We start from the raw sequence: 12979 nt of genomic DNA on the forward strand, positions 1-12979 counted from the left end.
TAATAGAAAGGATACTATTGCCTTGAATCAAAGATGACCTATCACTCGAAATTACATTCCTCACAGTGTTATCCGCCGCAGCCTCAGCGCATTGATAATAACTGAAACAGAAGAAAGCGCCATAGCCAATGCGGCGATGATTGGACTTAATAGTAATCCTGTGAGTGGATACAAGATTCCCGCAGCCAAAGGGATACCCAATATGTTATAAATAAAAGCGAAGAAAAGATTTTGGCGTATGTTACTCATAGTCCCTTCTGACAAACGGCGAGCCTTGGCAATACCACGCAAATCACCATGCAATAAGGTAATACCAGCACTCTCAATAGCCACATCAGTCCCTGTTCCCATGGCAATACCAATATCAGCTCGTGCCAGTGCCGGTGCGTCATTCACCCCATCTCCTGCCATTGCAACAGTGAGTCCCTTATCTTTTAATTCACTTATTATACGACTTTTATCCTCAGGCATGATTTCAGCCACCACCTTTTTTATACCAAGTGTCTCTGCCACAGCTTCCGCCGTTTTTTTGCTATCTCCTGTCAGCATATAAATTTCAATGCCGCTTTGTTGAAGAGATCGGATAGTTTCAGGAGTAGTTGATTTAATTGGATCCTCTACCACCAAAAGGGCTACCGTTTTATCATTGATTGCCATAAACATCACAGAGGCACCTTTGCCACGAAATTCATCTGCCTTTTCAAAAAGAGAAACATTATCGTTCCCATGCTCTTGCATTAATTTGATATTACCAATGGCAACACGATGACCATTTACTTTACCTATTACCCCTTTCCCAATCGGTGCATCAAAATCTTGAACTGGGTCAAGAGTCAACTGTTTTTCTTTAGCAGCACTCACGATGGCTTTGCCAAGTGGATGTTCGCTTTGATGTTCAAGCGATGCTGCTAGCACTAATGCCTCTTCCTCATTTAAGCCTTGATCAGTTACAATCTGCGTCAATTTGGGGTGCCCTTCAGTGAGGGTTCCTGTTTTATCTACAACAAGCGTGTTCACCTTTTCCATTCGTTCAAGCGCCTCAGCGTTTTTAATCAATACACCACTCTGAGCACCTTTCCCCACGCCTACCATAATAGACATCGGAGTTGCCAAGCCTAAGGCACAGGGACAAGCGATGATTAGTACAGATACAGCAGCAATTAATCCATAGCTAAGTGATGGTTGTGGCCCCAGCAATGCCCACAAAATAAAAGAAAGCATTGCAATTAAAATCACGGCAGGCACAAACCATCCAGATACAGTATCTGCTAAACGTTGAATAGATGCGCGGCTTCGTTGAGCATCGCTCACCATCTGAACAATACGTGAAAGCATGGTATCACTACCAACGTGAAGTGCTTTCATAACAAAACTACCCGTTTGGTTAATCGTCGCACCAATAACTTTGGCACCTGCTTCTTTAGTAACCGGAATAGGCTCCCCAGTCACCATGGATTCATCTACAAAGCTTCGTCCTTCTTGTACTTCACCATCTACCGGTATTTTTTCACCAGGGCGAACGCGCAATAAATCACCGATATTAATCCTATCCAGTGATACTTCCTCCTCACTTCCATCATTCTTAATACGATGTGCACTGTCAGGTGCTAATTTCAATAAAGCACGGATAGCACTGCCTGTCTGCTCTCTTGCTTTTAATTCCAGCACTTGTCCTAATAAGACAAGGGTAGTAATGACAGCTGCCGCTTCAAAATACACAGCGACCACCCCTTCTTGACTTCGAAAAGCTATAGGGAATACCCCAGGCAGCAGTACTGCCACCACACTATAAACCCATGCTACCCCAATACCCATAGCTATTAGAGTAAACATATTCAATTGACGTGTTTTAAGAGTTTGCCAGCCACGCTGAAAAAATGGCCAACCACACCATAACACAACAGGTGTAGCAAATAGCAGTTGAATCCAGTTTGAAACACTGGCAGATATAACGTTTTGCAACAAATGTCCGCCCATCTCCAATACCACGACAGGTAATGTAAGAATCACTGCCATCCAAAACCGGCGCCTCATATCGAGGTATTCAGGATTTTTTTCTTCTTCGGCAGTCACTGTTTCCGGCTCTAAGGCCATACCACAAAGAGGGCAAATACCGGGATTAGTCTGACGTACTTCAGGATGCATGGGGCAAGTATAGATGATTGCACCCTCTGTTTTGGAGGAAGCATCGTGTGACTTCTGTACTCTATGTTCCTGATGACAACAAACGTCCTCTTTTCCAGTGTTTGTATGCTTTTGTTGATGATGGTCGTGTTTCATTGATCACCTATTCGTATTAGTAGTTTCACTTAAGCAGAGAACATGTTTCAATGCCCACCGCCATGGCCAATGACTTTGTTTCATAATGATCTTTATCCATGATTTTAAAAGAAAATAATTAAAATATAGACTGTCATTTAATCACTAGTTAAAATAAATAGCTCTAATTGATTGATCGGATAACATCAAATTCTTCTTCCCAATCCAAAAGATAGACTAGATTATTTTGTTCATGATTACTATTTTTGGGATGAAAACAGAGAGAGATTTTTCTTTTTCCTCTTCAGCTTTTGCTTCAGGAAAGTACACCAAGATCTCCATATCACTCATGATAGTTCCATCGATAAATATAAGATCTAAATAATAACTTAAAATAAAGTGAATTGTTTTAAGCATATCTAATTTTTCTTGTACTTTAATTCGCTAAACTGATTTAAGCAATTGAATGAGATATTGTATAAACTCTAAAAAAACAGTAAACATATAGCGGTTAATGGAAACCTAGGTAGTTAGTGTTTATCTAGGATATAATGATACAGAATGGTTGAGTGTCCTTGGAGCCAAAATTATTGTGAAAAAATTTATCATTACCCTCATTGGTTTGCTATTAAGCAATTCGTATTATGGAATTGCTATTGCTGGAAATTCACATCATCATGCGATGAAAAATCCCTCAAAGTCACAGCAAAGTGCTACCATGCGATTATCAATTCAGAAGATAATTGATAAAAAGGATAAGAAACTAGTCTTCATCAAGTTATCTAAAACAACAAATAATAAATCAGTTACCCTAAGCGATCTTGTTGAGGCACATACGCAAAAGATTCATTTATTGATTATTGACAACAATCTCATGGACTACAGCCATGTTCATCCAGTTGAAACAACGACACCCGGTGTTTACCAATTTGAGTGGCAGCCTAATCTCAAAAATGCTACTTATCGTACTTGGGCCGATCTATTGCCTGCGAATACAAAAATTCAGGAATATATTATTGCCGATTTTCCATCTCCTGAAAACATTGAAGGATTAGAAAATCATATTGATCGCCAGCCTTTATTTGAAAGCACTGTCGATGGTTATCAGTTCAAATTATCTTTTGATAAAACACCCTTACAAGTAGGGCAACCAACCATAGGTAAAATAGATATTGTTGATTCCAAGGGAAACCCAGTTCATACGTTAGAGCCAATTATGGGTGCCTATGCTCACATCGTTGGTTTTAATGAGGACTTTAAAACCATTACCCACGTTCATCCTATGGGGAAAGAACCCCAAAATAAGGCTGAACGAGGAGGACCCGAATTACAATTTCATATTGAGCCCAATAAAGCGGGATTTATTAAATTGTTCACCCACGTACAAATTGATGGGAAAACACTTTTTGCCCCGTTTGGAATCCTAGTAAAAAATACAATGCAATATTAGATCCGCAATACTGGATACAACACTTGAATCACGAATCCATTCATCTCATATTGAACAAATAAAACTGGAGAAACCATCCATTGGCATGGTGGGTTAATTTTCTGGTAGTTGATTGATTTTCAATTTCATTGAATAGATATCAGATGACTTATTTTTGTGGCTTAAAGGTAAAGGAACTCTTACTTTATAAAGTTCTCCCCCATTTACTAAAACAAAAGCCTGCCCCTTTGGCAAAGAAATAATATCCTCTACTCCAATCATAGGCACAGAAGAAGTTTGAACTCTGTCCTCATTGGTTGTATTAAAATAAACCCCATCTTCCCCATGAGGTGTATCATTAACCATAGAAACTTGGGTATGTCCAATAACTCCAACTTGAGGCAGAACCTTAATCAGCAGATTAGCTGTTTCTTCATTTTTAACCCGTAACATAATTAGCGTATTAAAATTCCCCTCAGAAACCTCAGCCTTAGCCCTCGAACCAAGAGCAACTTCTATATCCTGAATAGTCTGGGCATAAGCAGTAACCTGAAACCCAGCTCCACCAGCTTTATTTAGAATCTTCACAAATGAATCCTGGATAATCTCTGATAGCTCATCACAATGCAGATTCAAAGTATAACGAGCATTGGGTTCCTTGTAGATTTTGCCAGCAGTAGAAACAAGATCTGATAAGAAAGCCTTACCTACGGCCTGGGCGATATTAGGATTTGTCAGACTATCTAAGCCAATATAAAGTACCTTCTTATTTTTAATGACATCCATCAGTTCAATATCTCCTGGTTCAATTTTGGAGGACAGAATTTTAGAAGCATTACTTTTATTAATTTCAGATAACACAGGACCGACACTGGCTGTGATTTTGTCATAGTAGTGTTTATCCATAATAGCTGCATCATAAAGGTCTATCAGGATTTGGTCGTGAAGCGCTTCGGCATTGTTACTTTTGATGGTTTTGTTGATATGGTCTTTGACATATTGAATGACTGCCTGGTGGCGTTCCATAGGGGATTTGGTTTTATTGTTTTTACCAATTTTGGTGTCATGTTCCTCTATAATAGCTTCAATCTCTTGATGATAGTTGGGATAGTGATTGGGTAGAATGGTGTCGGCATATGTCATCAATAGTTGATCCAATCGACTGATATAAAAGGCTATAGATTGGTACGTAATGGGTTGTTTCATTTCTTCAAGGCATATAGCCACAATGTTGACGTACTTCCAGGCAAAGGCTGCAAATTGTTTCCCTTCACCTTCTGCGGATATTGCATCGGTGATTCGTGTAGCTACTTCACTGATTTGGTCGTAGTTCTTGAGAGGGTTGTACCGTGCCGATTGGTTTGGAAAGCCTAAGTGAACGATTTTGAAATCTTCTTCTCGTCTTGATACTTCACAAGCAGCCATCATGTCTCGAACTAAGTCCTGGTCGCCTTTAGGATCAACCACGATAACGGCATCGCCGTTTCGAATGTCTTGGTTAATCAAAATACTGGCTAATCGAGTTTTGCCGACTCTGGTAGTACCAACCACAAAAGTATGACCTACACGTACATCTTGAGGAATGTAAACTGGTTTATCTTCTTCTCCAACTCCGTGCAGGAAAGGACTTCCTCCGACGGGAGGTTCAGGTCTGAATGGATTTAACTTGGAGCGGTTGTTAAGCCATTTTGCTAATCGAGTGTGTTCATGGTTTTGGCAGAATTGTCTGGCCAGCTGATAGCTATAGCTCCGTTGCATGAACTTTTCATTTTTGACCTGTTTGATTTGATGCAGCTTTTGGGTATGGCTTGGTCGCCAGCGAAAGCCTTTACCAAGGAATAACCAGTTTTTGGATAAAGGAATTTCGGTGGTAGATAGTGCATAGGTAGGCATGGCTAAAAGTCTACGATGATATCGCTTAACTTTTATTGCTTGCCATAATCTATAGACTCCAGGGATTGATAGGGTAATCGCTGCGTATAGGCTCATGGTTTGCGTAAGCAAGAACAGATGTGGTTGGCTATAAGCGAGTAGAGCCAAAGAGAAACAGGTAATTGCTGCCCAGGCTTCGGTTGGCTCCCGTAACAGGTTATTAATAGGATAATCGCTCATAACATTCTCCAGATCATCATGGCATCAATAAACAAGAAAATACCTAGTAGATACCAGCGAGCTTTGAGGGCTATATTGAGTTGTTCGGATGTGAGTTGATTATTAATCTGTATTCGTGCGACCAGCTTTGGCCATAACAAAATCAAAGCCAAATAAAGCAGTCCATGCAAGCCTAGAAACAATGGTTGAATATTGGAGAATGTATGTTGCCAGCGGATAAGAAGATTTGTATTGATAACCCAAGGCACAATCATCAATAAACCAATGATTGGTAATATGGCCTGAATCAGTACTATAATGGATGAACGGATATAATATTTAATCATAGGGATAGCTCCAAATGAGAAAGGTATTTCGCTTGTTGGCTGTGATTCTTGATGTCCTTGTTGGCGTAGCCGAGGATAAACCTGCTAAACGCTATTTGACTGTTTATGAGGCTCAAGAAAAATTTGATAAGGGCTTGATTAGTATTCGTGAATACAATGAATCCCTTGAGTCTAAATAAGGCCTTCATCGAAGACCTCCTGATATCACTTTAACGCCTGTTTTAGCTACCTGCATACCTGATTGACTTACGTTATCGCTATGGCGTTCAGAACCGCTGACTAAATCCATAAGACCTGCACCAGCGTCACCGCCAAAATGACTAGATAATCTGAGTAACAAAACGGGTGCTACAAAGTAAAACATTACAGCCATATTCTTCATGGCCGAAATAGCATCGTTTTCCCCTAATGGATCAAGCACAGAGCGTTCGAGAAATCCGACCAGATGCCAGAGGTATTGAAGAAAGATAGCCATAACAAACAAGGCGCACAGACTGCCCAACGCTCTTGGACTATAGCAACTTAAGGACAATACTATTGGCGTTAAAATGATTAAAAAGAACATGAAAAACGCTTGCATGACGGGCAGGGTTTGCATGATTGCTTCTCTTTTTAATGGGGTGGATGTCCATGATTTTGTCCATTGTCCGACATTGACCAGGCTATGGGTAATGGCAGATGCGACCTTTCCATTGTTATTATCCATGAGGTTTTGCACAGAACTGGTCTGCATGTCTTTGCTTTCTTGCAAGAGCATTTTCGCAATAAAATCTTCTGCGCTGATGTCTACTTTCCAGGATTTTGGGTGTTTTACTTTATATTGGCGAACCCTATCAAGCATGGCGTAGTAATTTAAGTGTTTATTAAAAACACTGGCCTGATTAGAGACTTCAACCAGGTCAGTTTTGATTTTGTTCCACCATTGCTGACAGCTGGGATAACCATCTTCTGGCAATCGTTCGGGTGGGATATCGCCACGATTCGCTGCCTTTTCAAGATTGCGATTAGGGGCTTGATGAAAGGTAAATCCTGGCACGGGTTGGCGAGCATGAAGTTTGCTGTAATACATTTTTTGCAGGATTTTAGAACCCATCCAGTTTAAGTCATCTTCACCGCCATAGCGTTTGAGCATAGGGTCTAATTCACTGGCTTCATGCTTTTCACTATTGAATTGAGTTCTGGCTTCAATAAAACATTGTCTATGAAAATCCAATGCCTGTTTGCGAACGCTCTGGGGTAGATAGGTTGATACCAAATCTCCTTGAATGGATTGCAAACTATCGGTGCAACCCGTCACCTTCATAAGGCTGTAGGTAAAGCTCGATATAAAATTCTGGATGATGGCAAAGCCTATAGGAATTTTGACCTGGTTAGTCAGTAGATCTGCAAAGGCTTCATCATAAGTTGTGCCGCTGTCGCCAATGACCGCAGTGGTTGGGTTTTTCAGTCCGCATAAGGGTTTAAATTGTAGGGCTTTAGTTTCCAACGGTACACAAGGATAGACAAATAAGCTACATATCAGGAAAGTTATTGCCAATTCATAAAGGAAATTATTTAAAGCATGTTCAACCGCATAGAAAGCGCCAGCTGGATTAAGCACATTTTTAAGAAAGCGATAACCAATGGCTAAAAAGCCAAGATATAATAGCCCTGTTTGCCACAGGGCATTAAATAGAACCTCATACTGTTGCCAGCCTAGATAGGTGGTGTAGAGGGATAAAGGATTAAAGACGATCATGATTAAGCTCCTTTATTTTCTTTAATGTAGATTGCACCATTTTTTACTGCTGGTTGTTCATGATCCTGGCTTGGGATATTTTGGTTTTGTGCTTGGTGGCGAATGTCCATGATGGTTCCCAAAGTCTCATTCATCATTTTCTTGCGGACATCGTTTTCAAATGACAATGAGTGAATGTCATCATCCAATTTTTTCAGTGCAAAAAGGACCATGTTCATAGCAGGTTTTAAGTTTTGCACTTCTTGTACTTGCAATCCTGCTTGTAAAATACGACGCATCATTAAGGCTTTATCCAACATATTTTGGACAGCAATTTCCTCAGCTAACTTCGAGACAGTGAGCATCTGTTCTTCACGGGGTAAATGTTGAATTGTGATAATGACTTCATCAGTAATCAGTAAATTGGAGGCACTGACTTTATGCAGATTTTCTTCGGTCAGTGTCCATGTACCATTGACTAAATTCCATAAGGCTTTGGCAATGTTCTGACTACAGGTATTAGCGTTCGCACAGCTTTGCAATAAGGCTGATAAGCCTATCCCTGCTTTGGCATCGTGATTTTGTTTGTTTTCACTGCTGCTGACTTGAATATCACCCAGAACCTTAACTGCCCAATTGGCAGCATCAGTAGGCGTTGGCCAGCTTAGTGTCATAGGGATTTTGGTACTTGGTTTCTCCAAGGAATTTAAAGGTTTTCTCTCCAAAAGAATGTTGTACCCAGCAATGACTACATCATTAATCACTTTAATGGGGCGTTGGAATTTACCACCAGCATTGCCTTTATCGCTACCTATCCAAGGTAGACCGTATTCATCTCGTTTTTGAGCAATACTTTTTGACGTTTCGGTCACATCGACGTTTTCCTTCTTAGCCCGTTTGGCAGCATCGAGCCATCCCTGACTATCTGATACTGATAAGATGCCTTCCATAGGAGATTGGTTTTGTTCCAGTGCTTGTTTGACTTCCTGACAATCTTTAACTTTGAGGGTAAATTCATTTTGCGCGCTAGATGCAGCATTTTGTAGAACATTGTATAAAGCAGGCATGGACTGTTGTAGCTTATAAAGCGGAAATCCTGCGACAGAGCCTTTCAAATTATCAATTACACCGCCAGGGATATTTAAAGCTGATTTCTTTAAATCCTGAAAAGTATTGGTAATGGATACCACAGGATTAAAACCGCTACAGGAAAAGCCCATACGGCCATCTATATCTGCACCAATAACCAGTGTTTGATCTTTATTGACTGGTGGAATAAATAAATTGGATGTTCCTCCTAATTCATAATAGTAATCAGATTGGCTAGGCATAAAGCTGCCAGCATGGATCAGTGAGGGGATTAATAAACTAAGCAGTAGTGATTTCTTCATGGCATCGTCCTATCGTTTTTGAGGTTGTTCTACTTTGGGAAAGGTTAAACAGTTCACGAGTTTGCCTTGGTGCTGAATACAGCCGCGGTATTTACGCCAGAGGACAAATACATAATTACCATTACCCGCTTTGTCATCTTCTGTACCAAAATCCTGTGCATCCCCTGGGTGAATATTTCGGTTAATGGGGTAGATTTCCTGCCAGATGACCTTTGTGTTTTTGGGGTCATAAATGGCATTAGCCACTACACAGTTTTTCCCGCAAGAATTGTGGGTTGATTTAGTGACATGTAGGGGATTTTTATTGGTGACAATATCTACCGCGTGCATGGCTACAACAACCGAAGCTCTATAGTTGTAGGGTTGAGTCACTCGCATTAATCTCGGAATTTCAGAACCCCAATTTTGAGTGAATGTGCCAATGTCATGATTAATTAATAGATGTGGATGAGTTCCTATGTACAACAATTCAGCGGCTTCTGTTCTATCCATGACTGCATCAGCTTCGGCAAGATAATATGGAACGCCAAAACCTGTTTCAGGTCTGTGCGACAGGTAGGGGATCCGATAGAAAGCAGCAGGGCTGCCAATCACATCAACTATACGAGTACGTTCATCGTTGATATGAAGATCGGTGGTTTGCCCGCTGTCATTGCCAAACCCTAATTCAGAACCAGTTGCAGCTTTATAGGCTTGTTGATACAGTGTTCTTGCCGCTTTATTTTCATAAAGTGTTCGCGCTTCAAGCCAGGGATTTTCTTCTGGTTTATGGCTGACAGTAATGATTAAATCAGGCAAGAATTGCTCAACCGCAGGCGTGACTTCAAGCCTTGGCGGTAGACGGCCTACAGCCCAGGTACAAGAACCAATCACTTTGTAATGGCTGTTTTGAAATAGCTTTTGCAAAACCCGTGTGGCTATGGTGAAGGTGTTCACAGGGTGAGGTGGGCTAGTGCTTTCTAAGGCAAAGGACAATTTAGTCATAAAAATAAGCCCTATTGTGATTAGCCGTTTTAGGTTGTTCGAGTTTTTTAGCCATGATTTCAGCAGCTTCAAGGACATCATGTTCTTTCTCCAGGAGGTGGCGTTGAGCTTTTTCTGATTTTTCAGTCATTAACAGGGCAAGCAGGTAGCGAGGTGGAATGACGCGAAATAATCCTTGATAGCGTGACCCTAATAAAACCGCTTCTGCATACAAGCCTTTTTGCGAATCAATATCTCTGATTAAGGTTTCCTGCTGCGGTGTTAACGATTTAAAACGTTTGACATCAGCGATTTCTTTTTCATCAAGCCCCAATAAAATCCAGGTTTCAATCAACGATAAAATTTTGGTGGCCTTTTCTGAATTCATGTCCGTGACGTTTTGGGTAATAGCAACCAGCCAAAGCCCGAGCTTTCTTGCTACTTTGGCAATCAGTAAACACACGGTCACAACAGAAGGGATTTGAAATTGCAAATGGGATTCATCAATAAAGAGAAAGGTTGGTCTGTTATCGTTCTGGGTGGCTTCCGCCATGGCTAGTATTCTCGGTAGCAAAGACACCATGACCAAGGCCAATTTGCCGGTATCATCCTTAATGGCTGAAATATCAACATGAAAAATATCAAAGTCACCTAAAGGCTCTGTCGACACATTAAAAAAACGAGATTTGGCGCTGTTAATGACATAGCTGTTTAATCGGTCGTGCACATCAAGGATGCGGTCTTTCTTGCGAGCAACTGTTTCTCTATCCAGCCGTCGTTTAAAAGCACTTACGATATGCTCAGTGAGCATTTGCGGTATGTCATTGTTAAAGGACGTTAAAATCGCATCACTTAACACTTCAATTAATAGAGTTTCATCAGCCAAAGTAAATTGTTCTTCTTCCAAAGCATTAGCCTCAGTAATCATGGTACGTAAAGCTAAAGCAAGCTCGGCCAGATAGGAGCGGTGACCATCACCACAGACCACGTCTTCTGAATTAGCAGGTTCTTGAAGGTTGCTCTTTAATTCCATGATTTTTTGAGCAATTAAGGTAGCCTGCTCTGTACTTAAATTATCTGTGATTTCGGGAATGGCTTTATATGCTTCGCAAAATGGGTTTAATGGGACTGCTTCATCTTTCTTATTGCTCAGTAATAACTGTTTGGTCTTTTTACCGTGCGCTTTAGCATGAGTGAGTATCCTGTCAAAAGAGTTTCCCATTTCAAAGAGTACTACTCGGGCATTTTTCATGGCTAATAATGATTGAATCATCCAGCCCGTTAAAACTGACTTACCACCACCTGAATTAGCAAAAATAGCGCAATGAGAATTTTGGCTAATAAAATCATGGTGCAATAAGTCAAAGAAAACGGGTTCACCTAAACGATTGAAAAAGGGAAAACAAGGTAAATGTCGTGCCCCTTGGTTGCGTCCATAGACCGGAAGAAGTGCTGCCAGCTCAGTGGCATACATCAGACGATCAAAACATAAGTATTTACGAGCATAATGAGGATCAAAATTAAAAGGTAGGGCGTTGAGCCAGGAATTAAGAGGATGGAGATCATAGCTAGAATGAATCAAGGGCATTTTGGCATCGTTGAAAATCGCATGCAGATTTTTTTCTATGACTTGAGCTTGTTGCTCATCTTCGGCTTGATAAAAAACAGCTTGATTAACCCAGAACAGCCGATTGCCAGTACTTAACTCATTACGGGCTGTTTTAATATCATCTCTGACTTCTTGAGGTTTTAGACTGGTTCCTACGATTCCTTTTTCCAATCGAGTCAAATGGGAATCGAGGTTTTCATCATGACTAAAGACGACTTGGATTGTGTAGATGCTTCCTTCTGGTAAGGTGTCTAAAAGAGCGTATCGATGTTTGGGATTGGCTTGCTGTCTTTCTCGTGAGACTAAACCAATGATAGGCGCTTCTTTTAACCCATCCACATATAGAATTCTTTGTTTCATTCCTTCAAAGATGAAGCCTTGTTCATCGCTTTCAGGTGGAGCAAAGAATACATTTTGAGCTAGATTAAAACCCGCTGGTATGGGATTAGGATAAGGGTATTGTTCTAATATCTCGTCCGCTGATTTGGGATTAAACCAACGTATCCACCACTGGTAATAATCTTGTCCTTTGAGGCGTTTGATTTCCAGCCCAGGTGAACGCAGTTTGGTTTCAATCTGGCTAATAACTTCTTGATGTTCGAGAAGAATTTGCTTTCGAGGTAGAGTGGTTTGGTGTAATTGTCTATAAAACAAAACTCTGATTCTTCGTCTTCGTCCACGGTAGGGCGCGCCTGTTTTGGGATCAATAAATAAGCCTTCGGGTCGGGTCATCTTATTGTAGAGATCGTGCAGGCGTTCTAAATAATCTTGCGTTAATGGACTTTCTCTAAATTGTTGGGGGATTTGGGTTTTAATATGAGTGATAACGGGATCAAGGCAATATTCGTCTTGAACAAACATCTGCATGACCCAAGGATCAACGGCATGAAGTGGAACTACCGATCCAAAGGTATCCCGAATTTTATTAAATACGGCTTGTAAATATTCAGGTGAAGCGGCTTCTGCTTGAATGTCGCCTAATTCAAACCCCGAACCTAAACTTTTACCATCGGCAAATAAAAAGACCTGCTCTTGTTCATTAAAATCAACAATAGCCAGTCTATCGGCAAAAGAGGGTAAAGGATTGGTGTAACGCTTTTTAACGGTTTGTTCCTTTATGGCTTGGGGACTCATTTCCCCAAGCAACCAGTTAGATAATCGTTTCATTATGTC

9 protein-coding genes are annotated in these 12979 nt (G+C 40.7%); 2 read left to right on the forward strand and 7 right to left on the reverse strand.

Features of this window, described 5'->3' with window-relative positions; translation table 11 throughout:
- Positions 1-60: 60 nt before the first annotated feature.
- Positions 61-2280: a copper-transporting P-type ATPase gene (copA, locus tag LXO92_RS05985; protein WP_232890581.1), complete on the reverse strand. Its 2220-nt coding sequence runs from the start codon at positions 2278-2280 to the stop codon at positions 61-63.
- A 571-nt stretch (positions 2281-2851) separates the two neighbouring features.
- Here copA and LXO92_RS05990 point away from each other — a divergent pair.
- The gene (locus LXO92_RS05990) at positions 2852-3709 is read left to right on the forward strand and encodes a hypothetical protein (protein WP_232890582.1); all 858 of its coding nucleotides are present in this window, start codon (positions 2852-2854) and stop codon (positions 3707-3709) included.
- A gap of 93 nt (positions 3710-3802) precedes the next feature.
- Here LXO92_RS05990 and traD read toward each other — a convergent pair whose 3' ends face one another.
- Complete coding sequence (traD, locus tag LXO92_RS05995) at positions 3803-5800, reverse strand: type IV conjugative transfer system coupling protein TraD (RefSeq protein WP_232890583.1); 1998 nt, start codon at positions 5798-5800, stop codon at positions 3803-3805.
- Entirely contained in the window at positions 5797-6126 is a 330-nt protein-coding gene (locus tag LXO92_RS06000) for a hypothetical protein (RefSeq protein ID WP_232890584.1), read from the reverse strand. Before LXO92_RS06000 ends, traD begins: the two co-directional genes overlap by 4 nt.
- A gap of 14 nt (positions 6127-6140) precedes the next feature.
- On the opposite strand from LXO92_RS06000, the gene LXO92_RS06005 reads away from it, so the two are divergent.
- Positions 6141-6305, forward strand: a complete 165-nt coding sequence (locus LXO92_RS06005) for a hypothetical protein (protein ID WP_232890585.1) — start codon at positions 6141-6143, stop codon at positions 6303-6305.
- Positions 6306-6310: 5 nt separating this feature from the next.
- Here LXO92_RS06005 and LXO92_RS06010 read toward each other — a convergent pair whose 3' ends face one another.
- The 4 genes from LXO92_RS06010 to LXO92_RS06025 are packed head-to-tail and all read right to left on the reverse strand — an operon-like array spanning position 6311 to position 12973.
- The gene (locus tag LXO92_RS06010; RefSeq protein WP_232890586.1) at positions 6311-7864 is read right to left on the reverse strand and encodes a conjugal transfer protein TraG N-terminal domain-containing protein; all 1554 of its coding nucleotides are present in this window, start codon (positions 7862-7864) and stop codon (positions 6311-6313) included.
- A gap of 2 nt (positions 7865-7866) precedes the next feature.
- Entirely contained in the window at positions 7867-9234 is a 1368-nt protein-coding gene (locus tag LXO92_RS06015) for an integrating conjugative element protein (RefSeq protein WP_232890587.1), read from the reverse strand.
- A gap of 9 nt (positions 9235-9243) precedes the next feature.
- Positions 9244-10218, reverse strand: coding sequence for a TIGR03756 family integrating conjugative element protein (locus tag LXO92_RS06020; protein ID WP_232890588.1), 975 nt, complete (start codon positions 10216-10218; stop codon positions 9244-9246).
- Entirely contained in the window at positions 10211-12973 is a 2763-nt protein-coding gene (locus LXO92_RS06025) for a conjugative transfer ATPase (RefSeq protein ID WP_232890589.1), read from the reverse strand. The genes LXO92_RS06020 and LXO92_RS06025 overlap by 8 nt, the downstream gene beginning before the upstream one ends.
- Between the last annotated feature and the right edge of the window lie 6 nt (positions 12974-12979).

Source organism: Legionella resiliens (assembly GCF_021344005.1).
Lineage (GTDB): Bacteria > Pseudomonadota > Gammaproteobacteria > Legionellales > Legionellaceae > Legionella > Legionella resiliens.